This window comes from Acidovorax sp. Root275 (assembly GCF_001428965.1).
Classification (GTDB): Bacteria; Pseudomonadota; Gammaproteobacteria; order Burkholderiales; family Burkholderiaceae_C; genus Acidovorax; species Acidovorax radicis.
The window spans coordinates 545290-570866 of record NZ_LMJH01000008.1; the positions used below are offsets into that span (position 1 = coordinate 545290).

A 25577-nucleotide genomic window follows, 5' to 3' on the forward strand; every position below is an offset into this window, starting at 1 on the left:
GGCGTGGGGCCGTGTAGTGCCCAGCGCCGATGCTCTGCAGCGCGCAGTCCATCCAGGAAGCATGCCGTGAACGAAATGGTCCAAAGAAGATGGAGCGCCATGGATGGCTGCCTGGTCTTCGACATCACCATCAACCGTGCACCCCACGACGATGTTCCTTCGTGTGTCAGCGTGTCCTGTAGTTCAGGTGAGTCGGAGAGCCAGCGGGTCACCGTCACCAGACAATGGCCCGCCCAGCCCTTCGAGTTCAAATTCTCCTCGGGGTGCTATGTGTCAGGCTACCTGCAGCAAAAAACGCCGGTGCACATCGACGGCGCCCCCAATACGGCCATCTTTGCCGACATCCACTACGGCATGCGGGGGCAGGCGGATGACCACCACTTCGAAGGCATCATGGCGGCGTGCCCGATGCGGGGCCCCATTCCGCCATCTGGCCCACGGCCACCTGCTCCCACGCCGGTGGTGCCTGCGCCACCGGCCCCACCAGTCGATCCCGTCGAGCCGCTGCCTGTCCTCCACAGCCATCCGGAGGAGCTGTTTCCTTACGTGTACGTACGCCGCTGGCCCAAGATCTCGGCCGCGGATCTTTTGTATGGCTTTGTCCAGTACACCGGTGCAAGCCCTCCTTGCAGCAGCTTTTTCGAGGACCTGGTAGCGGCACGCAGCCAAGGCCGCGAAGCCGTGCAGTCCCTGGCGCTGCAATTTATTGACGGAGACTCTCCCTATCAGGGGCTGTTCATCGGCAACATGGATTGCCTCCCGGGACCCATGAGCCAGTTTGCATCTTTGCTAGCGCAACTCCCCGCCTCGGATGACAAGCCACGGGAGTGGCTGGCGGCTGCCCATGCGGAGGTCGCGCAGTTGCTGCAGCGGTACGCCCTGACCTGGACCTACTTGGAGTCTGGAACCTATGCACAGGCGCTGGACAGGGTTTGGCAGAGTTACTTTGCCTTGATCATCACCCTGGGGTATGACACGGGCTTGCTCGATGGGTTGACCCGCACCCTGCAGCTGGCGAATCTGATCGCGGTGGCTTTGCAGCCCGGCACCCAGGGCATAGCCACAGTGGGTGCTGCTTCGGCAACGCCTGTGCTCCTGCAGCCGGCTGCCATCAGTTCCGCCCAGATTGCGTCGCTGCGTGAGGCCACGGTGGTGCTGCCGGGGCAGGTGTTTCCTTTACCGTCGGTCGGCGCTGCAGACCACTCGCCGCCCGTGGCGCGAGACGGCTGGATTGAGCCCTATGCCATTGGCGACTTGCAGATGGTGCGCCAGCGTTTGCTGCGCTACCAAAGCGGAGAGATCGCGCGCATAGAAAACGTGATGCGCGGTGAACGCCGGGAGGTCACGCACAAACGCACCCACCGGCAAAAGGATGAGCAAAAGCAGACCCTGGCCGAGATGCAGGTTCTGCAAAACGATGCAGCGGACGAACGCAGCAATCTGCAGGAGGAATCGCGCAAGACCGTGGCCGAAGCGACCGAGACCCACCAGTACAACAAGTTCACCAGTAGCTATGGCCCTCCCACCCAGGCCACCCTGGATGGCTCTTGGACCAAGGCCGTGCAGCAAGGCGCCAATCCTGGGCTCGACGACACCATCCGCTTTGCCCGCGACATCCTGAACAAGACAGTCAACCGCGTCAGTCGCAGTGTCAGCCACACGCGCTCCAGTAGCAGCATGAGCCAGACCGAAGATGCCGTGGTCAGCCTGATCGACAACACCGCCGGCACCCAGAACATGCGCGCCGTGTTCCGCTGGGTGAACAAGGTGTACGAAGCGTGTGTGGTGAACTATGGCCAGCGCCTGATGATGGAGTTCATGGTGTGCCAGCCCGCTGCGGGTTTTGTCGCTCAGGAGCAGGCGCTGGCGGGACAGGACTTCGCCAAGCCATTGCCACCGCTGCAACTGGGGGTTGCCACCTTTGAGGACATCAAGGTGGACGGCCCACGTAACTATGCGCAGCTCGGTGCCTACTATGGCGTGCTGGATCTGGAGCCGCCGCCCTTGGCGGAGCGCTTCGCCTCGGCCACCTTGCGCAATGGCGAAGAAAAGCAGATTGCCGTCCCCGCAGGGTATTGCGCCACCAGAGCCTTTGTCAGCTGCATAGGCTCGTCCCCTGGGTTGCCAGCACCTGTTGTGCTGGTGGGGCAGCAAACCGTGACCCCTGGCACTGTGTCCAGCGCCGTGGTGATGCGCGGAGAGGACGAGACCGTGCCGGTGTCCGTGACAGACTATCAACCCGGTTTCTCGCCGCCTGGCGATCACCCGTTGCAGGTCAATGTAGAGATCAGTTGCACGCCTTCCAGTCGGTGCATGGACCAGTGGCGCATCCGCACCTACGCCAGCATCGTGCGTGGCTATCAGGAGCGGATGGCAGCCTACCAGGGCCGGGCCCAGGGCGGGGGGGCGTCTCCCGCGCCCGCCTTTTCACCACTGGCCCATCGGCAGCTTGAGCAGCGAGAGCTGAAGAACGCCTGTCTGCGCCTGTTGCTGGAGCGCCTGCAAACCCTGACCGGCATGTCCGCAGATGCCGCGTGGGGGTCTCCGCCGTCGCGGTTTGAAGTCAACGAACCCCGCTATCTGCAGTTCTTTGATGAAGTGCTGGAGTGGAACGAGATGGCCTACAGCTTTTATGCCAGCCCCGGCATGACTGCTGCGGGCCGGGTGCCTGAGCTGGGGAGTCTTGCGGCCGACGACGATGCCTTGTTCGCCAACTTCTTACAGGCTGGCCAGGCACGTGTCCTGTTGCCCGTGCAGCCGGCGCATGTCATGGCCTTTCTCTATTTTTACTCGGCCGGCATGCTGTGGGTCGCCCCGGATCGCCTTGCCCCCGTCAATGCGAGCGACATAGCGTTGGCCAACGACCTCAAGCATGCAGGACCCAGGCAACAGAACCCTGCGCTCCGCCCGGGGCCGTGCTGGCAGGTGGTGGTACCTACAGCCATGCAGGTGCTCGATGCGTCGGGCGTCGAACAGGGCGCTGACATGCCCGCTGTCGGGGAGGCTGCGCCATGATGGTGATACCAGGGGTTGCCAGCCCCTTCTTTGGTCGAACCGGCTTTGGCGACCTGCCCGTGGGTTCTGTGACGGCGTTTGCGGGCACCCTGGGGCTGCCCGACAGCGCGAGCCCTCCCGCTACGGTGAGTCCGACCGCTTACACCTCCAACCCCCTGGAGGCGTGGGGATGGATGGTTTGCGATGGCCGGTCATTGGCCTGCGTGGACTACCCCGAACTGTTTGCCGTGCTGGGCTACGTGTATGGCGGTGCCGACGACAACTTCAACATCCCCGACTACCGTGGCTACTTTCTTCGCGGCATTGGCACGGGCACCCGCAACGACCCGGACATTGGCCAGCGCAGCAAGCCGCCGGGTGGCCAGGGGGCGAGCGATGGGGTGGGTTCCGTTCAGCCGTTTGCCGTGCAGACGCATGAGCACACCTACAACAGTGCACCGGCACCCTCGGCACCATCACCCAGTGGAACGGCGGCGGGCGCGCCCAGCGTCACCAGCACGCCGACCAAGGGCGGGCCGGTCACTGGCGCGGGCCAAGCTCCGCCGGTGCAAGTGAGCTTGAACGAAACGCGGCCCCTCAATGTGTACGTCAACTACCTCATCAAGTTCACCTATGGACTGGTCCCGCTTTTGAGATGACCGCGCACGTGTCCCCAGAACCCTTTCCAAGGAGAAATTGCATGGCATACACCAACGTCCAATTCATCGGCTACGTGCTCGACACGGCGCCCCAAGTGAACCCCGATGGATCCAAGACCTATCTGGGGCTGAGCGATCCAAGGCTCGACATTGAGGCGCGCTGCGATGTGATGTTGCGCGCCATGCAGACGGCCCGGGATGCACTGCCGCAGACGTCTCCACCGGTACCCGAGGGGGAAACACTGAAGGTCTTCCTGGCCCCCGAGTTCTTCTTTCGAGGTGCCTCGGGTGCCTACCAGATGGACGATGTCCAACGCGCCATCACCTCGTTGCAGCGCCTGGCGGCCGATGACCAGTGGGTTGACTGGGTGTTCGTGTTCGGCACCATTTTGGGCGCGTCGTCCGCCACCCAGCAGACGCCTCCCTACGACATCGATCCGCTCGCCAGCACCGAGATCTACAACTTTGCGCTGGTGCAGCAGGGGGGCATGGCGGCACAGGGCGATGCGGGGACGCGGATGGTGATGAAGGAGTTGATGTCGGGGGTTGATTTCATCGCCACTGCCGCGAATCCGGGCGGCCTGTTGCTCGGCGACGTGGAACATTGGCCTGCATCGACCGGGGGTGGACTGGGGCGTGAGCAGCAAGAGGTCAACTATGACGGTGCAGGCGTGTTCGAGCTGGCAGGCATCACCTGGGGGCTGGAGGTCTGCCTGGACCACGGCGGCACGGTGCGCCGGCTACAGAGGTCGCCACAATTGCCGGGCCAGAAGCTGATTCAGCTGCAGGTGGTGCCATCGTGTGGCATGGGCATACAGGCCCCCAGCGTCATCACGCAGGCAGGCGGCTATGTCTTCAATTGCGATGGCTCGGGCGCGGCAAGCCACTCCACCCTGGTGCAGCAGGTGCCACCGGTGGCCAACGTGCCCTTGCTGAGCAGCGCACCGGTCGGCGACGCCGCTGTCGCACTGCAAAGCACTTCGCCCGTGGAGGATGTGGCTGTCAGCGCCCTCTACGCCAGGGGGCCGGGCGTGGTCAATATCTATCCGGCACAGGCCTTGCCCGCACAGCAGGTGGTGGCGGGTAATACCGTATGCCTTGATTGGCCCGCCAGCCCCGACTACCGCTTCATCTTCCAGCTGGTCTACAACAGCAGTGGCAACTTCGTGACGCTGGTGTGCGAAATACGCAGCAAGAAGGCCAACTTCTACGGGAACAACTATTTCCTGCCGCTTTCGCTGCAGACGCAGGACTCGTGGAAGCAGGATGTGCGCATCCAGATGACCTTGGCGGCGGGCAGCAGCCCCTACGCTGGTGCCGTGTGGTGCAAGATCAACGTGCCGGGTTTCATCTTTGAAGGCAATGCCTTTGAGTTCAGTGCCACGTATGGTGGCCCCGCGCCGTTCACCATCTGGCAGTCCACGGACACGGATGGGCTGGGCGATGACAACCTGTGACCCTGGCGCCGAGAGCGCACTGCATGCACTGAGCGTGTCGGTGGGCCCGCGGGCCTTCCAGGTGCTTGCCAGTGCGGCCCGGTGTGCCTTTTGGCGCCGTGTGGAGGCTGGCGCGTGGGAGCCGCAAACCTTCGAGGTCTTCCGGCGCTTCCTGCAGCCCGACCGCTCCTACATTGACCTGGGTGCCTGGATCGGCCCTACGGTGCTTTATGGCGCAGCACTGTCGCGCTGCGTGCATGCCGTGGAGCCCGACCCGGTGGCCTTCGCAGAGCTGGACCGCAACGTGCGAGCCAACCCTGGGCTGTGCGAAAAAATCCACCTGCACCCCTTCGGCATTGGCCCCGAATCTGGCCCGCTGCATCTCTACGCCGGTGGTCTTTACTACGCAGGGCACAGTGAGTTCGGGGACAGCATGTCGGGCATGTTGGCCGCGCCGGATGTGCGTGGCCAGCCTTGCCACAAGGCGCGGGGTGTGGACATGGAGCGCTTTCTGGACATGTATGCCGGGAAGAACTGCAACTTCATCAAGATGGACATAGAGGGTGGCGAATACGCTGTGATTCCCGGCCTCTGGCGCCGTTTGTGGCGGTGGGGGCCACCCACCCTTTTTGTGTGTCCTTCCATCCTCCGGAAATCGCCCGGCGCGAGTCCTTGGTGCGGGCCTGCATCGAAGAGCTGCTGCTGTGTTACCCGCGCTTTTATGCGGCTGCCGACACCAAGGCCGTTGCGCTCGAAGAACTGGCGGACGCAGTGCATGACTGGGGCGACGACGCCCCTGGCAGCCCCTGGCGCAAGCTGGAGGCGCTGCTGGGAGCAGGTTTGGTGGCAACCCGTGAGGAGTGGTGAATGACTGCTGCACAAAATCGCCAGATCCTGATTGGGGTGCATGTGACGGGGGCTGGCGAAGGTCTGGCCGCCACGCTGTGCAGTGTTTTCGAGAACACGCCGCTGCCCTTCGGGCTGCGGATACTGCCGGACAGTGTCCTTGCATCCCAGGCCCCGGCCGTGCAGCAGGTGCGGCTTGCCCCCGAGTCCCTTGTTCAGCGGTCCAGCCCGGCGCAGCCGGGGGCTGCCGCCTGTTTCAACCAGCTGGTGAGCGAGCCTGCCGACATCTATGTGTTTCTGGAAAACGGCGCGCGGGTCTGCCCTGGCTGGCTGGAGCTGATCTTGGCCGCGCTGGACAGCGATGCCAGCCATGGGTTGGCGGGCCCCTCCACCAACCGGGGATGGAACGAGCAGGCCGTGGCACCAGGCTGCGGCGCTACCCAGGAAGCGCTGTGGGACCAGGCGGACGCCTTGCTGGCTCGCTACGGCAATGCCTGCGTGCCCCTGGCGCCCCTGCACAGCCTGGCAGACTTCTGCTACGTGGTGAAGAACGAGGTGGTGGCCGCCATTGGCGCGGCGGACGCGGCATACACCCGGGGCCCCTGCTGGGAGATGGACTACAACGTGCGCGCCGCCCGCGCCGGCTTCCTGGGGGTCTGGGTGCAGGGCGCCTTCGTCCACCGAGCGCCCCGCTGCGCGGTGCTGGCACCTGTCCACGATGGACTGCTGGAGGCCAACAAGCGGCTGTACCAGGACCGGTTCTGTGCCTGGCGCAGCGAGATCCATTCGCAGGCACCGCCCTATCACGGCCACTGCGCAGGGGATGGTTGCCGCTACTTTGCCGTGCCGGAGCAGATGCGCATCTTTGTGCCACTGCCCGGCAATGTGGCACCTGCTCTGCAGGTGCCCGAAGGCCCCGCGCCCTCGGCGCCGCCCTTGCTGAGCTGCGTCATGCCCACGCGGGGGCGTGCAGCCTTTGTTGCACAGTCGATCCGGTACTTCCAGCGGCAGGACTATCCCGCGCTGGAACTCATCATCGTCTACGAGCAAGAGTCTGATCTCCCCGCCGGCATCGACGACCCACGCGTCCGCTGCATCCGCATGCCGGCCCGTACCAGCATTGGTGCCAAGCGCAATGAAGCGGTGCGTGTGGCGCGGGGCGAGCTGATCGCGCATTGGGACGATGACGACTGGTATGGCGCGCAGCGCCTGAGCCGCCAGGCCGCGCCCATTCTGCACAACCTGGCGGATGTCACCGGGCTCAACGACATGTTGTTCATGGCCCGGCCGCTGGCCGAGTTCTGGGCGAGCAACCGGGCGCTGTTTCGTCGGATGTTTGTCGAAAACGTGAGCGGTGGCACCTTGGTCTTCCGGCGCAGCCTGTGGGAGCGCCAGGGGCGGTACCCCGATACATCGCTGCGGGAGGATGCGGATTTCCTGCTGAAGACCCTGCGGGGCGGAGCGCGGCTGTGCCGCATTTCGGGGCGTTCACTGTGCATCTATGTACGCCACGATGGCAACACCTGGAAGTTCAAGGAAGGCCACTACTTGCAGCAGGCCGCCTGGGCCCTGGTGCCTGTACCGGACTGCCTGCTGGACGACGACCGCAGCTTTTACTTTCCTGCCACCCCTGGTGGCACGGCTGAGACAGGTGGCCCGCAGGCGCCCGCGATGCCGATGGTGTCGTGCATCATGCCCACCGCGGACCGGCGTGAGTTTGTGCCACAAGCCATCCGGAACTTTCTGGCGCAGGACTATGAACCCCGTGAACTGATCGTGCTGGACGACGGGCGCGACAGCGTGGCCGATCTGATCCCATCGCACGGCGGAATCCGCTACCTGCGCCTGGACCGCAAGTCCACCATCGGCGCCAAGCGCAACATTGCCTGCGAACTGGCGCGTGGCGAGGTGATAGCGCACTGGGACGACGACGACTGGATGGCGCCCACCTGGCTCAGTTCGCAGGTCAAGGCCTTGCGGGGCCAGGGGGCCGACATCTGTGGCCTGGACAAGGTGTTCTTCTATGCGCCGGACGCGCGCCGGGCTTGGCAGTATGTGTACGATGGGCGCACGCCCTGGGTGTGTGGCGGCACGCTGTGCTACCTGAGGGAGTTCTGGCGCAGTGTCCCGTTCGCGGATATCGATGTGGGGGAAGACAACGCTTTTGTCTGGTCGGTGCGGGACAAGCGGATTGCCACCAACCCGGATCAGCATCTGTACGTGGCCCGTGTCCACGACCGCAACACCAGTCCCAAAGACACCTGGAACCGGCGCTGGCACAGCTACCCGGTGGAGCACGTTGAGAGGCTCATTCGCTGACCCGCTGACTCTGCGGGAGGCTTACGGGTGGGTAGCAGGTGCCAGCCGGTATACCGGCTCGGGTTCTGGTGGATGGGCCTTGCCGGTGCTGGCGTAGGCTTCCATTTTCACGCTGCCGGCCAGCTCGTGGTGCGCGCGGTGGCTCAGCAGAACCGTCCCGGGGCCCGCCAGGCTGTTCAGGTGCAGCGTCACGTTGGCCGCGTGGTGGCTGTCCAGGGGCTCCCCGTGGGGCTGCAGGGTGGCCGTGTGCATGCCGCCCGATATTTCCAGGCGCACCCCATGCCGTACCTCCAGAATGCGGCTTCTTCGTTGCACACGGATGCACAGGTCCTGTGCCAGGGCTGCGGCCTGCTGCAGGTTCTGTGCGCTGCTGGGGCCCTGCTCGAAGTGGAACAGCATGCAGTCTCCCAGCGTCCCCGCGCCATGACCCTGGCCCGACTGCACGGCATTGGCGCACCAGCGCAATTGCTGTTCGCGGATCTCCTGCAGGTCGGACAGGGCCAGGGATGCGTCGCGGGCGGGGTACAGGCGCAAGGTCAGGCACAGGATGGCGCGCGAGGGAGCACCGGGGGGTTGTAGCCTGGGATGTTCCAGCGAATCCATGGTGGCGTGTTGCGCCCGGCCGGATGCAGCGTGGGCTGCGGGGATGGGCCCCGCCGGGTGGCTGGGACTGCGGGGCTGGCCTGCCTGTGCCAGGCACCGGGCGAGGTCACCGTGCAGTTGCACGGCATCGGCGGTGCGCCGGCGCACATCTTTTTGCAAAGCCTGCTGTAGCAGCGTGCCCAGCGGACTGCCTTGCAGTTCCTCGGGCAACGGGACGGTTTCCATGCTCATCTGGCGTTGCAGCACCTCCGTCAGGCTGGCACCCTGGATGCTCGGCCGGGCGCTCAGGCACTCCACGAACATCAAGGCCCAGGCATAGATGTCGGTGGCGGGCCCGCACGCTTCGCCGCGCAGCTGTTCTGGCGCGCAGTAGGCGGGCGTGCCTTCGGCCCCAGCCGTGAACTGGGGTTCCCCGTGGTGGCTGGCAAGCCCGAAGTCCAGCACCTTGGCGTGCAAGTTGGTGCCGCTGGAAACCACCATCACGTTCTCTGGCTTCAGGTCCCGGTGCACGATGTGGTGGGCATGGAGGAAAGCCAGGGCATCGAGCAACTGCGCCATCAGCCCCGCCGTGTCCGGCAATGACAGCTTGCCCTGGCGCTGCAGAAACTCGCGCAGCGTTTCGCCAGCCACGTATTCCAGCACGGCAAACGGCACGCCCTCCTGGGCCAGGCCTTTGTCGATGAGCCGGACCACGTGGATGTGTTGCAGCAGGGCCAGCACCCGGGTTTCCTGGTGCAGCCGTTGGTGCACACGCCGCCGGTTGGCGGGGTCGCGCGCGGCCGGGGTGCTCGGAATCTTGATGGCCACGAACTGGCCGGTGCTGCGCTGCCTGGCCTTGAAGACCTGGCCCGATGCGCCCTGGCCCAGCAAACCCAGCGATTGATAGCCCGGCACACCCACGGGAAAACCGTGCGTGGGCACTCGTGTCATTGCAATGGGGCGCAGGCTCAGGCCACAAGCGACTCTTCAGCGTGGATCTGGCTGAGCAGTGCCAAGGGGTCGAAATCGGCTTCCAGCTGCGTGCCCCGCGTGATGCGAAAGCACAGGCAGCCAAAGCGCAAGGAGCCCCGGCGCCGCTCGATCAGCTCGGGGACATGGGAGTCGCCGGGCATGGCCAGTGCAAGTTGTTTGCGCATGCGGAATATCTGAATGTTGAGGTGCCCGGGCTCCACTCCCAGCATCTTCGCCAGACGCTCCAGCTCGACCCAGCCATGGGCCTGGCTGTCCCGATGGCGCTGCGCATCGGCCCATCGCAAGCGCGCCAGGGTCAGCAGGGCGTAGTGGTGGGTGCGCTCGCCCAGGTCGAACTGACGGTCTGCCTCCTGCACCTGCAGGCGAACATGCTCTTCATCCAGGCTGACGTTGAAATGCAGGCTCGTGCGCGGCCGGATACACGGAACCGAACCGACCATGGCCTCCATGGTCGAGGTGACCTCCTGCGCCGCGATGAAGCACCAGGTCTGGTTGGAAAATCGGATCTCGTCGCCGTCTTCCAGCACCCAGCTGCCCTGGGGGGTGGTGCATATCCACCGGCCTTGCTCGGCGCAGTGGATGGACACCTCGGCGTGCTCGCCCTGGGGCAGCAGGTTGGACCGCTCCAGCGGCACGGGGGTGCTGTCGTGGCCCAAGGGCCAGAGCAGATTGGAGGGGGCTGCAAGGTCTTCCACGACCCAGGCAGAGCCAGCGTCACGCCCGAAACCGATGGTGCTTCCCATGCGGAGTGCAAAGGCTCCGTTGTGGGACAGCAGCGCGCCATCGAGCAGGGTTCCGTTGCGGCTGTGGTCGTGCAGTTCCCATGCGGTGCCCGTCCAGCGGATGGAGGCATGCAGCTGCGAGGCGTCCGGGTTTTCCAGCAAGGTGTCCGAAGAACGGCCTCGCCCAAACACGTGGAGTGTCCGCAAATGGATCTTGCGCTGTGTTGCGCGGTTTTTCAGGATTGCCATCAGTCAGTCCCTCATTTCTTCTTCGTCACACCTTGCGGCGCGGTTTCCTTTGGCCCCACGCATGGCTGAATGTGATGCCACGCAGGCCGTGGCATGCCGCTGCTGCGATTGCCTTGCGGGATGCCGCTGTGCAGCTGACGCCGGTTTCCTATCCGGGCGTTCGCCAAGAATTCCCGATGCAGCCCAAAGAGTGTGTTGGCGCAGTCCTCCCCGCGCAACTACCAAATCTGGTAGTTAACGTTCTGTTTGCAATTGCACGGGATCGAAGTGCACGAGGCCCCTTGGCAAGGCATCACAAGCAGCCCTGCCACGCACCTGCCTTTCGACCGCGCTGCATGCAGGGCTGGGCACTTTTCTTGTTGACCGCGGTGGCACGATGGCGCTGAAAGCCTGCCGCCGCAACGGTGCGCAGAGCGGCGTGCAGACCGGCGGGCATCGGTGCCTGCGGCCTGTAATGGCCTGTAATCGCCAAGCCAGAAGGTGGCTCCCACAATTTGTCCGGCGAGATGGCGTTTGCCATTCGCACCGATCCATTGACGGAGAAAACCATGCCTTACCTGTCTGACACTCAACGCAATCTGCTGGCGCCCGCTGGCGGGCTGCATCCTCGCAACGGCGCCACGGTGCCGACCTCGCAGCAGGCGCCATTTGTGAACGCCGCGTGCTGGGGTTGGGCGTTGAATGGCGAATACGTGAATGCCGATGACCCGTACGCAGCCACCACCATCTATACCTCGGACAACGGCGCTTTCGTGTTCAATGCCGAGCGTGTGCCCACCGGCCTGAACGCAGCGTTCTTTGCGGTCACCGACGTGATCTTTCCGCAAACGGTGCCGTACCACACCACACTGACCGCCAATTTCGCCAATGCACTGGGTGGCAATGTGGCGGCGCAGGACGCCTGCCGTTTTGCACTGATGAAGCTCACGGCAGAACTCAATGGGCACACGGTGTTGCCCGACACCGGCTCTGCGGTCTACACCATGGTCATGAAGTCACCGAGCTGGTACGGCTGGTGCCATTGGGGCATCGGCATCCAGGGAACGGGCGGTGGGGACACGACCTACCAGCAAAAAGTCAATGGCAGCGTCCTGAACCCCAACACCCTGCAATACAACTGCGGCGTGATGTGGGATGAAGGCCAGCCGCTGACCACGACGATCCGCATCGACGGCCTGTTGCAGACACAGGTCACCATGCTCAACAACGTGGTGTGACGCCATGGCTGCGCAAACCCGTGGTATCGACGTCAGCCACTACCAGGGCAATGTCAACTGGCCGAGTGTGGCTGGCAGCGACGTGGCCTTCTGCTTCATCAAGGCCACCGAAGGCATTGCCTATGTGGACCCGCTTTTCCGCGCCAACTGGACGGGCAGCGCGGCCGCAGGATTGCGCCGGGGCGCCTACCACTTCGGCCATGCCGGCAGCGATGCCGTCGCCCAGGCACAGTTTTTCTACAACACGGTCAGCGCCGATGGCACGCTCGGGCCCGCGGATCTGCCACCGGTGCTGGATCTGGAAACCCTGGATGGGCAAAGCCCCGCCGCAGTCCTGCAATGGACCCTGGCATTCCTGTCCGAGGCCGATGCGCTGTTCGGGCGCCAGACCATGGTCTATACCGACACGGGCTTCTGGCAGGCGCTTCAGGCGCTCCCCGGCTGCCAGGTGCTGGCCTCCCGCCCGCTGTGGCTGGCCGCATATTCCGCCGACCCCCATGTGCCACCACCTTGGGCACCCTTGTCGTCCTGGACGTTCTGGCAGTACAGCGATGGCTCCGTCAATGGCGGCAGCCCGGTGGCTGGCGTGGCGGGTGCCGTGGACCAGAACTGGTTCGCCGGCTCCGTGGCGCAGCTCGCCGCTCTGGGCTAGTGCCCAGGCCACCCCCCACCACCGTCTGGACGGACGGAACGCTTCCCATCGTTTCACTTTCCCACCACCACACCTTGAGGAGATTCGCCATGACATGCTATACCGACGCCACCGACACCAAAAAGATCACGAGGGAGATCGAGAGAAATCTGCAGGTTGAAGACAAGGCCATCGAAGTCCTGCAATTGATTGCCACGCTTTGCTTGACGACCGAGCTCTCTGAGGACCCGATGACGCTGTGGCTGCGCTTGCTCAGTGAAAACGGCGTGACCGCGCAGAAGTGGAAGGGCAGTAAGGATGTCATCGAGATCTACCCCAGCGGCACGCACGGTGTTGGGAAAAGCGACAGATTATGGTTCCAGCTGGGAGAGACATCGGTCGCTGTCATCAAGGCCTACGAGAGCGAACACTAGGCCCGTGCACCGGGGGGCCGGCGTGGAGCATGGAGGGGCCGTGGTCCTTTCGTGCCCCCGCAGTGTGTGGCCGATGGACGGATGAAAACTGAATTAAAAATAGCCGCTAGCGCTTTTTAGTGTTGGATTGATGGCTATTGAATTTATAGCAATCTGCCAGCCCTGCGATAGTCTTGCCTGCGGCAGTCAAGTGCCCAGCGGCAATACCAGCCTGAACTCCGCCCCCCGTCCCACATCGCTGTCCACCTCCAGCGTTCCGCCGTGCCGGTGGATCACGGTGTGCACCAGGGCCAGCCCCAGGCCCACGCCGCCGATGGCGGGGTGGCTGCGGTCATGCAGCCGCTGGAACGGCGCGAACAGCTGGCCCTGCAGTTCCGGTGCGATGCCGGGGCCTTCATCGCGCACCGACACGATCCAGTGCTCCCCTCGCTGCACGATGGAGCACTGCACGATGCCTTCTTCGGGGCTGAACTTGACGGCGTTGTTCAGCACGTTGGCCAGCGCGCGGCACAACAGGGCGCGGTCGCCCACGGTGGGGGCGGTTTCTGGCGCCGTGGCAATGGTTACCTCCACACCCCGGTCGCGGGCCAGGGCCCAGATGTCGTCCACGGTTTCGGCCAGCACGGCCACCAGGTCCAGGGGCGCCATGCGGTATTCCTGCGACTCGGCGCTGGCGAGCTTGACGAAGTTCTCGGCCATGCCCAGGGACGTGCGCGCATAACGCTCTATGCGCAGCATCAGCTCATCGTCCGGCATGCGGCCGGGGTAGGCGCGCTGCATCTCCAGCAGCGTGAGGATGGAGGCGTTGGGCGCCCGGATGTCGTGTGAGATGAAGTTCATCGCCTGGTCACGCTGCTGCTGGGCGCGCCGCATGTCCGTCAGGTCTACCAGGGTCAGCAGCCAACCAGCCTTGGCCAGGTCGGTGAAGGGCTTGCACTGCACCAGCAGGCTGCGGCCTTGGGCATCGCGCCCCTCGCTTTGTTCGGGCATGTGGTGGCCGCGCAGCTTGTCCAGGGTGATGAGGGGCTGGCCGGTGCCGGTGTGCACCAGGTCATGCAGCAGTTCGACCACCGACTGGCCCTGCAGCGGCACCAGGGGGTCTCCGCCCACGTGGCGGCGTGCCGCCATGTTGGTGAGCAGGATGTGCCCCTGCGGGTCGCAGACGATGGTGGGGGAGGGCAGCTGCTGCAGGCTTTCGCTCACGAAGTGGTGCAGGTCGCGCAGCTGGCGCGATGCGCGTTCCACGGCATTGATGCGCTTTTCCAGGAAGTCGCCGGAATCGCCGGGGCGGTGCTGCAGCCGCATCGACAGGCCGTCGCGCTGCAGACGCTCCATCTCCAGCCGCAGAAAGTGCGCGGCTGCGCTCAGGCGTCGCCAGCTCCACAGCGGATAGGCCAGCACCAGCCCGGTCAGCGCTGCAGCGGGCGCGAACTGCAGGCCTATCCACGAAGGAAGGGCCACGCTGAGCAGCAGGGTGGCCACGCCCAGCGCCGCGCTGGTGAGCAGGGCCACGAAGGGCCCCAGCAACAGCAGGGCCAGCAGTGCACACACCACGGGGGCCAGGTTGAACAGGGTGTTGAGAACCGTGGCGGCAGGCTGGATCCGCACACCCGACAGGCGGCCGTCCAGCACCTGGGCCACCACCTCCACGCCAGGCATCAGTCGCGATTGCTGGCTCATGGGCGTGGCAAACATGTCGCCCAGGCCCGAGGCCGCAGCACCCACGAGCACGTATTTGCCGCGAAACGCCTGTGCAGGCACCTGGCCGCGCAGCACGTCGATGTAGGAATAGGTGGTGAAGTGGCCGGGACCACCGGCATACGCAATCAGCGTGCGGTCAGCGCGTTCCCAGGGGCCACTGCCTGGAGGCTGTGTGGCTGCGCCGTCGGCAACCGCCGCAGAGCGCGCGGCGTTGCACTGCGGCAACGTGGCGGGGGTGAGCGGTGCGGACGTGGCCACGCACTGCAGTGCCATGCTGAAGTGCTGCCAGGGTGCAGCGGCGGGTCCTTCCTGCAGGTACAGGCTGCGCACCACACCGTCGTTGTCGGGAACCACGTGGACATGGCCCAGGCCGGCTGCGGCGTCTGCAAATGCGGGCCAGGGCAGGTCGGCCATGTGGGCAGCCGGGCCGTGGCCGCGCCGCAGCACCGGCAGTACCACCCGCCCGCTGCGCCGCATGGCGTCGGCCAGCAGCACGTCGTCCTCGGGGTAGTCCAGGTCTTCTTCGTTGAACAGCACGTCCATGCCGATGGCGCGGGGCTGCTGCGCCGACACGCGCGTGATCAGCTCCGCGTGCAGCGCGCGGCGCCAGGGCCAGCGGCCAATGGCTGCGATGCTGGGGTCGTCGATGGCAACGATGACGATGTCGGGGTGCGCGGGGCGTGAGAGCAAGCGCAGGCCTGCGTCCTGCACGAGGTGGTTGACCCGGCTCAGGCTGTCGGCGGTGCTGAGCCAGGCCACCAGCCCCAGCAGGGCGGCGGCCAGCAGGCTCCATTCCAGGCGCCGCTGCTGGCCCCGGGTGCGTCCGGCGGTGATCATGGGCTTAGAACCTCCGTGCCCAGGCAACGCTGTGTGCGCGCCTCAAGGGCGTCCCACGGGCTGGCCGCTCGAGGTGGAGACCGGCAGTCCCGAACCCGTGTTGATGCCCGAGCCGACCCGGATCTGGCGCGGTGGCGAGAAGTCGCTTTGCAGGCCTGTGTGGTCCAGTACCTGGATGCGCACCAGGTAGTCGCCCGCAGGCAGGTTGCCGGCGGCCCATGCAGGGGCGTCGAGCTGGGTGTCGAGCACCACCTTGTCAAATGCCAGATCGTTGGCTGGTGCCAGTTGCAGGCGGAACCGCTGGCCGCGCTGCGCGGGCCAGTGCACCCGCACCGTGGCGTCGCCATCCTGCGCCTGCAACGACTGGGGAGACAGTGTGGCGGGGCGGTCTGCCACCGTGAAGGGCTGGGGCGGGGCAAACGGCCCTTGGTCGACCTGGCCTGCCGTGCCACCCGGGTCGGCCGGCCTCCCTGGATTCGCTGGGCCATGAGGCAGTTGCAGCAGGCTGGCCGCACGCCAGAAATAGTTGCCCACGGGCAGGGTGCTCAGAGGCAGGCGGCATTCGGTGAGGCGTTGTTCGTCCAGCACAGGCTGGGTGAACTGCGCATCGCGGGCCACCTGCAGGCGGTACCAGGCCACACCAGGCACCTGGGTGCACCGCAGTTCGCCCGCGCCGCTGGCCACCACCGCGCCGGGCGCGGGTTGCTGGTACAGCGGGGCCACGGGGCGCGTCTTGACCACAAAAGGCAGCAGGGCGGGTACGCCGGGGATGCCTGCGTCATCGAGGGCGCGTACCGACAGGTAGTAGCGTCCATCTTCCACGGCTTTCCAGCGCAGCTGGCCATTGGCAAAACTGCCGTGGCGCAGCACCTGGGTGAAGTCCGCATCCTGCGCCACCTGGGCCTGGTAGCGCGCAGCGCCCGGCAGCGGTGGTACGTTAATGGCCAGGATGCCCGCATCGCTGAGCATGGCAGGGACGCCTGATGTGTCGGGTGCCGCCAGCAGCGGGCGCGGCGCGCCCACGCTGCCATCGGCCGCCACGGCCAGCCCTTGTCCCGGGGCCAGCATCGCGGCGGCCGCTGCGGAGGAATGGGAGGATTGGCCCGTAGTTTCCGGCTGGCGGGACTGAACGGCCACCGAACCACTGAGCACCGACGCGGTGGTCTGGCCCGATTCTCCCATCGCCACGCCGAAGCGGGTGCCGCGCACACTGGTCACGGCGAGGGGGGTGCGCAGCTCGAAGCGGCGAAAAGCCTCGGCATTGGGTGGAACGCTGGATTCCACCGCACCGCTGCGCATCTCCAGCACCGATTGCAGGCTGCCCGCGCGCCCCCTGCGACGCAGTTGCCGCAGCAGCAGCTCGGACTGCGCCTGCACCCGCACCACGGTGCCATCGGCCAGCTTGACGGCGACGAAGGCGTCTGGCCCCACCTGCAGCGCGGTACCCTCTTCAAGCTTGCCGCCCTGGGCGACGGGCGCCGGGGTGTCGCCAGCGCGGGTTTGTGCGGTGACCGTGCCGTGCACGAACTCCACCGTGGCCGATTCGGCGGGCTGCAGGCGCACCGGAATCCACACCACCGAGCCCGGCACCAGGCGCCGGGGGTCGGCCACCTTGTTGCGGGCCTGCAGCAGCGGCCATTGCCGGGGTGCTGCCAGATAGGCCTTGGCCAGGCCTTCGAGGGTGTCCCCCTCCTGCACGGTGTGGGCAATTTCATCGCCTTGTGGCGTGGTGGCAGCGGCGGGGCGGGCCTGGGCGCAGGTGCTCGCCAGGCTACCGAGAAAACCCAGGGTGAGTGCCGCGCTGGCGCGCAGGGCCCAGCGGGGGCGGCCGGTTTTGGTTGCCAAGTGAAATCTCCTTCGTGCCGATCAGTGCAGGCGGGCTGGCCACGGAATCCCCTGAGGATGCCGCAGCTGGTAGTGGGGGGTCAGGCCCTTCGCTGGGCCTCGACAGCTTCAAAACGGTAACCCACACCGTAGACCGCCGAGACAATGAAACCGTTGGCGGGCCGCAGGTCCAGCAGGGTGCGCAAGCGCGAGATGTGGGTGTCCAGCGAGCGCGACATGACATCCGCCACCTGGCCCCAGACAATGTCCTTGAGGTGGTCGCGCGACAGCAGCCGGCCCATGTTCTGAAACAGAAACAGGGCGAGATCGTACTCGCGGTTCTTCAGCTCCACGGGCACGCCGTCAATTTCGATGGACCGGGTTTCGGACAGGAAGCGGTAGCGCCCGAACTCCACCACGCCGCCCACGTTGGCCGGGTAGGCACGGCGCAGCAGGGCCGAGACGCGGGCATTGAGCTCGCCAATGCGCACCGGCTTGACCATGAAGTCGTCCGCGCCACTGCCCAGGCCTTCGACAATGTCGCGCTCCTCCTGGCGGTGTGTGACGAACAGGATGGGCAATTGGGTGCCCACGTTCTTGCGCACCCAGCGCACCACTTCGGGCCCTGTGGTGTCTGGCAGGTGCCAGTCCACGATCAGCAGGTCAAAGGTCTCGCGGCGCATCTCGCGCAGCAAGTCGGCTCCATTGAGGTGTGTGTGGCAGACGTGGCCCATTGCCTCCGTGGCCTGTTTGATCAGATCCAGCTGGAGCGCATCGTCGTCCAAAGCGGCTATGCGCATGGTGTTTCCCTGTCGAAAATGCAATCGCGGATTATTTGCGATAACCGTCGACCGCGCTGGAACGCTCCGACGCCCCCGCAGCTGGTTGACATTTGTTAACGCTTGGGGGCGCCCCGGGACGGGGGGCGGGGCGTGGGCGCGATTTCCCGCACCAGCCGCATGCCAACCAGGGTGTAGCGTGTCTCCGGGCTGTTCCAGTTGCGGTAGCCGCAACGCGCATAGAACGACCAGGTGTGCCAGGAGCCTCCACGGCGCACGCGCACGGTGCCGTCTGCAGGGCCCTTCGGGTCGCTGCGCGGGGAGTGCGCATAGTAGGTGTCCCCGTGCCAGTCCGACACCCATTCCCAGGCATTGCCCAGCATGTCGTGCAGGCCAAAGGCATTGGGTGCATAGCTGCCCACGGGTGCGGTGAACGCATGGCCGTCGCTGCCGGCCAAGGCGTGCTGCTGCCAGCGGGGCCACAGGGGTGCGGCCTCCTGGTCGAAGGTGTTGGCGCTTTGCAGCAGGCCCTGCGGGTCATCGCCATGGGGGTAGCGGGTGCGGGTGCCTGCGCGGCAGGCGTATTCCCATTCAGCCTCGGTGGGCAGGCGGTAGTGGTGGCCTTCGGTACGGCTCAGCCATCGGGCCAGGGCCTGGGCGTCGTTCCAGGTGATGTTGACCACCGGATGGTCTGGCCCTTGTGCAAAACCCGGGTTGCACCACGAATAGCGGGGGTCTCGGCCCTCAAAAGCATCGCCGCGCCGCGTGGTGGCGGGGTCGTACTGGGCGTTGTAGCCATAGCCGCCTGTGCCATCGGCTTCCGATTCGGGCTGGTAGCCCGAGGCCTCGATAAAGCGCTGGAACTGCCCCACGGTGACCTCGTGCCGGCCCAGGTAGAACGCCTGGCGGATGCGCACCGTGTGCGCCGGGCCTTCATCGGCCAGATCGGTGAAGCGCCTGGGCTCCAGCGCGGGATAGTCGCGTGCCAGGACGTCTGGCGGCTCCACGCCACCCATCGTGAAGCTGCCGGCCGGAACCTGCTGGAAGACCATGCCCAGGCTGTTGGTCCAGCTGGCGGGCGCGGCGTTTTTTTCAGGCCCGGCATGGGCACAGGCGCAGGCAAGCACCGCCGCCAGGGCCATGCCATGCGCCCCGGGGGGGCGCCGCTGAGACCAGGCCACGCCGTGGGTCAGGGTTGGCGGTCGGGGGCTTCGCTCACGCATTCAAAAATCAGGCGCGAGCCATCGTTGCGCAGTAGTTTGGGAAACAGCGCCAGCGGCTGGCATTCGCGTGTGGCTGCCGCATAGGCGGGAGACGTGTCGTTCCCGTAGACGGGTACGCTGAAAGTGCGGTCGCGGCCCGATGCCATGGGCCCCGAGGGGTGGTGGTGAGGGGCGGTGGCGTTGCAGCCCGCCAACACGGCAAGCACGGAGAGGATGGCAACTGGCAGTTTCATGGGGATCTCCAAGAACAGAGCGGCCAGTTTACGCACATGGCCGGCTTTGCCGCGTAGGCGCAGTGCGCGGACGCCACACTCTTTGTTCTGGCGCACCCTGGGAGGGCCCCGCACGGATGCACGGGCGTCAGATTGCGAGTTCTTTTGGCGTCTGGCGCTTGTCTATCAAGCGCTGAATGCTATTAAAAAATGAGTATCCCGCCGTTCGCGGACCGTGATCTCGTGCCGCGCGCGGCGGTGGTCTACGCAGCGGCGGCCGCTGCTTCGGCCAGTGCCTGCAACGCGGCCGCCACGTCGGCGTCGGCCACGCCATCCACCGGGGACAGGTGCGGCGCCAGTGCCTGCTGCGCGCCGGGCTCTTTTTGCAGCCGCGCAATCGCCTGGCCCGCTTCCTTGGGGGCATCGAAGCCAGTGCTCTGCAGCAGCAGGCGGCCATCGGCATCCACGAGCTTGAAGTAGAACTTGCCGTCGGCTTCGCGGTACTGCTTGAACGAGGGCAGTGCGGTTTTCGCGGCCTTGGCGGGCTTGGCTGCCGCAGTGGTCTGGGCCAGGCTGCGCAGGCCCACGGCGGCGCGCAGCTCGCGGATGAACGGCGTGGCCAGCGCACGGGCGCGTTCGGCGCCGGCCAGCAGCGTCTGCTCGATGCGCGCGGGGTTGTGGATGAGTTCTTCGTACTGCGCGCGCATGGGGGCGATCACCTGGTCCACACGTTCGAACAGCGTGTTCTTCGCATCACCCCAGGCAATGCCGTCGGCATAGGCCTTGCGCAGCGCCTCGGTCTCTTCAGGCGTGGCAAACGCCTGGTAGATCTGGAACAGCGCCGATCCCTCGGTGTCCTTGGGCTCGCCGGGCGCGCGCGAGTCGGTCAGGATGCCGCCGATCAGCTTCTTGAGCTGATCGCGCGAGCTGAACAGCGGGATGGTGTTGTCGTAGCTCTTGCTCATCTTGCGGCCGTCCAGCCCCGGCAGGGTGGCCACGTGGTCGTCGATGGCGGCTTCGGGCAGCACGAAGTGCTCGCCATACAGGTGGTTGAAGCTCGCAGCCATGTCGCGTGCCATCTCGATGTGCTGGATCTGGTCGCGGCCCACGGGCACCTTGTGGGCCTTGAACATCAATATGTCTGCGCCCATCAGCACCGGGTACATGAACAGGCCGGCCGTCACGCCGTCGTCCTGCTCGCGCCCGGCCGCGGTGTTCTTGTCCACGCTGGCCTTGTAGGCGTGGGCGCGGTTGAGCACGCCCTTGCCGGTCACGCAGGTCAGCAGCCAGGTCAGCTCGGGGATTTCGGGGATGTCGGACTGGCGGTAGAAAGTGACCTTCTCGGGGTTCAGCCCTGCGGCCAGCCAGCTCGCCGCGATCTCCAGCGTGGAGCGCTGAATGCGTGCCGGGTCCTCGCACTTGATCAGCGCGTGGTAGTCGGCCAGGAAGTAAAAGCTTTGCACATCGGGTGTGAGGCTGGCCGCCACCGAGGGGCGGATGGAGCCCACGAAGTTGCCCAGGTGGGGCGTGCCCGTGGTGGTGATGCCGGTGAGAAAGCGCGTGGTGCTCATGGGAACGGTGTCTGCAGGGAAATGAGAGAAAGAGAGAGAAGGAGAGTCAGCGCAGGAGGGCAGTCAGCGGAGTGAGCAGCAAATTGATGGCGCCGTAGCCCAGGGCCATGAGGGGACGCAGCCACAGTGTGCCCACCACCCCGGCGATCACCAAACCCATCACGATGAAGAAGCCCCAGGGCTCGATGCGGGACACCATGTGCGCCTGTTTCCAGGGCAGCAGTCCCACCAGGATGCGCCCGCCGTCGAGCGGAGGCAGCGGAAACAGGTTGAAAGCCCACATCACGAGGTTGACCAGCACGCCTGCGCGCGCCATCTCGATGAAAAAGCGCTCGTCCACCCCAAAGCCCACCAGCGAGACCAGCACCACGGCCCACAAAATGGCCTGGATGAAATTGGACGCCGGCCCCGCCAGCGCCACCCACACCATGTGTTTCTTGGGGTTGCGCAGGTTGCCGAAGTTGACCGGCACGGGCTTGGCATAGCCAAACAGGAAGGCGCCCGAGGTCGCAAAGTACAGCAGCAGCGGCATCAGGATGGTGCCGACCGGGTCGATGTGCTTGATCGGGTTGAGGGTGATCCGGCCCATCATGTACGCGGTGTTGTCACCAAAGTGGCGCGCGGCGTAGCCATGGGCTGCCTCGTGCACGGTAATGGCAAACAACACCGGCAGGGCGTAGATCAGAACGGTTTGGATGAGATTGGAGATGTCCACCGGTCGATTGTCTCAGACGGAGCGCATGGCGGCCTTCCACGGCGCTGCCCTCGCCTTCACGGAATGTCGCTACTCCCCCTCGGCAAGCAGAAGACATTTCGCCATCCCGATGGATTTCTTGGCACACACGCGCAGCGATTCTGAGGCCATCGGTGGCCGCCTGGTGCATGCGATGCGCAGCAACTGCTCCAACAGGCCGATGATGCCCTGTACACCGGCAAGCACAACGGCAAACACAGCCTGCACCGAACGCGGGATGCGGCATCCGAAATGCTCTCATAAAGATAGCTGAGAGCGGTATGGTTGATGCGCTGACACCTCATGGGTATTGAAGGGGTGAAGGGGATGCGTCTTGCACGGGTGCCATGGCGCTCGCCCCCGGGTCCGAACCGCTAGTCCGCATTTCCAATCATTGATAGCATGTCGCATACGGTTACGAATTGCAGCACTGCGGCTGCGCTCCCGTTGCCCCACCCGCGCCTCTTCTTGTCACGTCACGCTTCTGGAGACCCATCCCGTGCCATTTGAACAATTCAAAATCGGAACCCGCCTGTTGCTGGTGTTTGGCGGCATTGCGCTCATCGTGGCGGTGCTCATGGGCATGGGGCTTTCTCGGATATCGCGGGCGGAGGATGTCTACCGGGGTGCCCTGTCGTCCACTGCAGGCACAGGTGCCGCTGCAACGGCGGGCGAAGGCCAGCAGCGTGCTTCGCAGGCAGCGCAGGAGCACCTGCAAAGCGCCCGCTGGTGGATCGTGGGTGGCGGTGTGGCCGTGATCGCGCTCTCGCTGCTGGGGTTCATGGGCCTGCGCGGCAGCATCGTGAGCCCGCTCAACCAGGCCATCCTGATTGCGGAGACCGTGGCCTCGGGCGACCTGAGCCAGGAGTTCAGCACCGAGCTGCAGGGCGATTTCGGCCGGCTGCTGGGGGCGCTGGGCACGATGGAAGACACGTTGACCGACCTGGTCTCTCGCATCAAGCAGGATGCGGACGCGATCAGCGCCTCGGCCGTGGACATCGACCATGGCAATACCGACCTTTCGCGCCGCGCCGAGGACCAGGTGTCTTCACTCACCGAAACTGCCGCCAGCATGGAGCAGCTGACGGCCACCGTGCGCCAGAACGCAGAGCGTGCGCATTCCGCCAGCGGCCTGGCCGTCAAGGCTTCCGCCATCGCCGAGCACGGTGGCTTGGTGGTGGGCGAGGTGGTGCAGACCATGCAAGCCATCAGTGGCAGCTCCCGCAAGATCGTGGACATCATTCAAGTCATCGAAGGCATCGCCTTCCAGACCAACATCCTGGCGCTGAACGCCGCCGTGGAAGCCGCGCGGGCAGGCGAGCAGGGCCGGGGCTTTGCCGTGGTGGCCAGTGAGGTGCGCAACCTGGCCCAGCGCAGCGCCGTGGCAGCGCGCGAGATCAAGGCGCTGATCAGCGCGTCGGTCGAGCAGGTGGAAAACGGCGCTGGCCAGGTGGGCAAGGCTGGCAAGACCATGGAAGAGATCGTGACGGCCGTGGGCCAGGTCAGTGCGCTGCTGGGTGAAATCTCCATCGCCCTGCGCGAACAGAGCGATGCCATCAGCCACGTGAACGTGGCGGTGTCGCACATGGATGGCACCACCCAGGAGACGGCTGCGCTGGTGCAGAACGCGGTTTCCACCGCGACGTCGCTCACGGCCCAGGCGCGCGACCTGGAGCAGGCCGTGGGTGCGTTCAAGTTGTAGCCCCCTGAGCGGCTGCGCCGCTTCCCCCTCAGGGGGACGCCACCGGTGGCCTGGTGGAGCCAGTTCCACGGTGGCGCTGGTCTTTGGCAGCGCCAGTTGTGGGCACGGTAGCCTGAAAGGCGCTTTTGCTGACCCTCAAGACCGCTCTGCGCGGGCGCAGGGCGGGTCACGGGATTTCAGCTTTACAACCCCAAAGCCTTCAAGCTGCCTCGGCCTTCGCGCACCACTTCGGGGTCGCCGCCGGTGCCCATGGGGGTCAGGTCCACCACGGTGGTGGGTTCCAGCGGGCAGGCGCCCGCATCCACGACGGCATCCACCAGCTTTTCGTAGCGTTCGCGGATTTCCTGCGGGTCGTTCAGGGGCTCGGTCTCGCCGGCCGGGATCAGCGTGGTGGCCAGCAGGGGGGCGCCGTGCAGCTCCAGCAGCAGTTGCAGGCCCTTGCGGTCGGGCACGCGCAGGCCGATGGTCTTGCGCGAAGGGTGGCTCACGCGGCGTGGCACTTCCTTGGTCGCTTCGAGGATGAAGGTGTAGGGGCCAGGCGTACCGAGCTTGAGCAGGCGGTACTGGCGGTTGTCCACGCGGGCATAGTTGGCCAGCTCCGACAGGTCACGGCACAACAGGGTGAGGTGGTGCTTGTCATCCACCTGGCGGATGCGGCGCATGCGATCGACAGCATCCTTGTCGTCCAGGTGGCAGACCAGCGCATAGCTGGAATCGGTGGGCACGGCCAGGATGCCGCCCTTTTGCAGCAGCATGGCGCCCTGCTTGAGCAGGCGCGGCTGGGGGTTGTCGGGGTGAACTTCGAAATACTGGGCCATGAAATAGTGCGTCTCAAACGGCAGCGGGGTGCCGAATGCGTTCAGCGAGCAGTTCCCAGACCGGGGTAAGCTGGCCGGGCAGCAGCGGCAAGGTCCCCAGGTCGGTGTGGGACTCGTCCGGGCTGTGGAAGTCGCTGCCGCGTGACGCAGCCAGGCCAAATTCCTGCGCCATTGCGGCATAGGTGACATATTCGGCCGCGCTGTGGCTGCCGGTGACGACCTCCACCCCCCGCCCGCCGTGCGCCTTGAACTCGGAAAACAGCGCAAATTCTTCGTTGGCACTGAACTTGTAGCGCGCCGGATGGGCAATGATGGCCATGCCACCTGCCTCGGTGATCCAGCGCACGGCATCGCCCAGGGACGCCCAGCGGTGTGGCACGTAGCCCGGTTTTCCCTCGATGAGGTACTTGCGAAACACCTCGGACGTGTCCCTGCAGACTCCGGTCTCCACCAGGAAGCGCGCGAAATGGGTGCGCGAGATCAGTGCCGGGTTGCCCACGAACTGCAGCGCGCCCTCGTAGGCACCGGGAATGCCCACCTGGGCCAGCTGTTCGGCCATGTCTTTGGCGCGTTCGCCGCGCCCGCCGCGCGTGGCGGCCAGGCCCTGGGCCAGCTGGGTGTTGTCGGGGTCGAACCCCAGGCCCACGATGTGGACGGTGGTGTCGGCAAACGTGACCGAGATTTCGGTGCCTGTGAGATAGGCCATGCCCTGTGCGTGGGCGGCGGCAGCGGCACGGTGCTGGCCGCTGATTTCGTCATGGTCGGTGAGCGCCCACAACTCGACCCCGTTGGCCCTCGCCCGGGCGGCCAGGTCTTCCGGGGTCAGGGTTCCGTCGGATACCACGGAATGGCAATGCAGGTCGGCGTTCAGTATGGGTGTCACCGTGCCATTTTAGGGCTTGTACCGAAAATGCGCGCCACTGCGCGACCCCTGGGCTGTCGTGGGCGGGTTCTCGCAGACCTGGCATGGTGCCGCTGCCCCGGGGTGGGCTGACCTGTCACCTTTGGCGCCCAGGGTGCGGGTTTTTCCCGGGGAGAACAGGGTGGCAATGGGCCGAGGCGGGGTCCGGGCTGACGTAGGCTATGGTCTGCTGT

20 protein-coding genes and 1 pseudogene are annotated in these 25577 nt (G+C 65.6%); 10 read left to right on the forward strand and 11 right to left on the reverse strand.

What is annotated here, in order from left to right; genetic code table 11:
* Positions 1-75: 75 nt before the first annotated feature.
* The 6 genes and pseudogenes from ASE52_RS12620 (at position 76) to ASE52_RS12640 (ending at position 8254) form a co-directional block, all read left to right on the forward strand.
* Positions 76-3015, forward strand: a complete 2940-nt coding sequence (locus ASE52_RS12620; RefSeq protein ID WP_241777012.1) for a hypothetical protein — start codon at positions 76-78, stop codon at positions 3013-3015.
* Positions 3012-3653 (forward strand): tail fiber protein, encoded by a 642-nt coding sequence (locus ASE52_RS12625; protein WP_057226527.1) that lies wholly within the window; start codon positions 3012-3014, stop codon positions 3651-3653. Before ASE52_RS12620 ends, ASE52_RS12625 begins: the two co-directional genes overlap by 4 nt.
* 41 nt (positions 3654-3694) lie before the next feature.
* The gene (locus tag ASE52_RS12630; RefSeq protein ID WP_057226529.1) at positions 3695-5110 is read left to right on the forward strand and encodes a hypothetical protein; all 1416 of its coding nucleotides are present in this window, start codon (positions 3695-3697) and stop codon (positions 5108-5110) included.
* Positions 5097-5642, forward strand: a pseudogene (locus tag ASE52_RS26305) (FkbM family methyltransferase); the annotation flags it as partial. The gene ASE52_RS12630 and the pseudogene ASE52_RS26305, both read left to right, overlap by 14 nt.
* A gap of 80 nt (positions 5643-5722) precedes the next feature.
* A complete protein-coding gene (locus ASE52_RS26310) occupies positions 5723-5956 on the forward strand; it encodes a hypothetical protein (RefSeq protein WP_241777017.1) in 234 nt (77 codons plus the stop codon).
* Entirely contained in the window at positions 5957-8254 is a 2298-nt protein-coding gene (locus tag ASE52_RS12640; RefSeq protein WP_057226532.1) for a glycosyltransferase family A protein, read from the forward strand.
* Positions 8255-8275: 21 nt separating this feature from the next.
* On the opposite strand, the gene ASE52_RS12645 is transcribed toward ASE52_RS12640, so the two are convergent.
* A complete protein-coding gene (locus ASE52_RS12645; RefSeq protein ID WP_057226534.1) occupies positions 8276-9787 on the reverse strand; it encodes a protein kinase in 1512 nt (503 codons plus the stop codon).
* Between the two features lie 17 nt (positions 9788-9804).
* On the reverse strand, positions 9805-10800 hold the full coding sequence (locus ASE52_RS12650) for an FHA domain-containing protein (protein ID WP_057226536.1): 996 nt from the start codon (positions 10798-10800) through the stop codon (positions 9805-9807).
* Positions 10801-11348: 548 nt separating this feature from the next.
* Here ASE52_RS12650 and ASE52_RS12655 point away from each other — a divergent pair.
* The 3 genes from ASE52_RS12655 to ASE52_RS12665 all read left to right on the forward strand — a co-directional run bounded on the left by ASE52_RS12655 (position 11349) and on the right by ASE52_RS12665 (position 13082).
* Complete coding sequence (locus ASE52_RS12655; protein WP_057227220.1) at positions 11349-12017, forward strand: hypothetical protein; 669 nt, start codon at positions 11349-11351, stop codon at positions 12015-12017.
* A 4-nt stretch (positions 12018-12021) separates the two neighbouring features.
* Positions 12022-12669, forward strand: coding sequence for a GH25 family lysozyme (locus ASE52_RS12660; RefSeq protein WP_010463356.1), 648 nt, complete (start codon positions 12022-12024; stop codon positions 12667-12669).
* 89 nt (positions 12670-12758) lie between these two features.
* A complete protein-coding gene (locus tag ASE52_RS12665) occupies positions 12759-13082 on the forward strand; it encodes a hypothetical protein (protein WP_010463358.1) in 324 nt (107 codons plus the stop codon).
* A 186-nt stretch (positions 13083-13268) separates the two neighbouring features.
* On the opposite strand, the gene ASE52_RS12670 is transcribed toward ASE52_RS12665, so the two are convergent.
* The 7 genes from ASE52_RS12670 to ASE52_RS12700 all read right to left on the reverse strand — a co-directional run bounded on the left by ASE52_RS12670 (position 13269) and on the right by ASE52_RS12700 (position 21944).
* Positions 13269-15620 (reverse strand): CHASE2 domain-containing protein, encoded by a 2352-nt coding sequence (locus ASE52_RS12670; RefSeq protein WP_057226538.1) that lies wholly within the window; start codon positions 15618-15620, stop codon positions 13269-13271.
* 42 nt (positions 15621-15662) lie between these two features.
* Positions 15663-17465, reverse strand: coding sequence for a FecR domain-containing protein (locus ASE52_RS12675; protein WP_057226540.1), 1803 nt, complete (start codon positions 17463-17465; stop codon positions 15663-15665).
* A gap of 80 nt (positions 17466-17545) precedes the next feature.
* Positions 17546-18244, reverse strand: coding sequence for a response regulator transcription factor (locus tag ASE52_RS12680; RefSeq protein WP_010463363.1), 699 nt, complete (start codon positions 18242-18244; stop codon positions 17546-17548).
* Between the two features lie 95 nt (positions 18245-18339).
* Positions 18340-19365 (reverse strand): formylglycine-generating enzyme family protein, encoded by a 1026-nt coding sequence (locus tag ASE52_RS12685; protein ID WP_057226541.1) that lies wholly within the window; start codon positions 19363-19365, stop codon positions 18340-18342.
* A 47-nt stretch (positions 19366-19412) separates the two neighbouring features.
* Entirely contained in the window at positions 19413-19679 is a 267-nt protein-coding gene (locus ASE52_RS12690) for a hypothetical protein (RefSeq protein ID WP_010463366.1), read from the reverse strand.
* Between the two features lie 242 nt (positions 19680-19921).
* On the reverse strand, positions 19922-21229 hold the full coding sequence (locus ASE52_RS12695) for a tryptophan--tRNA ligase (protein ID WP_057226543.1): 1308 nt from the start codon (positions 21227-21229) through the stop codon (positions 19922-19924).
* Positions 21230-21275: 46 nt separating this feature from the next.
* Positions 21276-21944, reverse strand: coding sequence for a site-2 protease family protein (locus ASE52_RS12700; RefSeq protein ID WP_010463370.1), 669 nt, complete (start codon positions 21942-21944; stop codon positions 21276-21278).
* Between the two features lie 517 nt (positions 21945-22461).
* On the opposite strand from ASE52_RS12700, the gene ASE52_RS12705 reads away from it, so the two are divergent.
* Positions 22462-23664: a methyl-accepting chemotaxis protein gene (locus ASE52_RS12705; RefSeq protein ID WP_010463374.1), complete on the forward strand. Its 1203-nt coding sequence runs from the start codon at positions 22462-22464 to the stop codon at positions 23662-23664.
* A 182-nt stretch (positions 23665-23846) separates the two neighbouring features.
* On the opposite strand, the gene ASE52_RS12710 is transcribed toward ASE52_RS12705, so the two are convergent.
* Positions 23847-24482 (reverse strand): L-threonylcarbamoyladenylate synthase, encoded by a 636-nt coding sequence (locus ASE52_RS12710; RefSeq protein ID WP_010463376.1) that lies wholly within the window; start codon positions 24480-24482, stop codon positions 23847-23849.
* A 13-nt stretch (positions 24483-24495) separates the two neighbouring features.
* A complete protein-coding gene (locus ASE52_RS12715) occupies positions 24496-25365 on the reverse strand; it encodes a 3',5'-nucleoside bisphosphate phosphatase (protein ID WP_010463379.1) in 870 nt (289 codons plus the stop codon).
* Between the last annotated feature and the right edge of the window lie 212 nt (positions 25366-25577).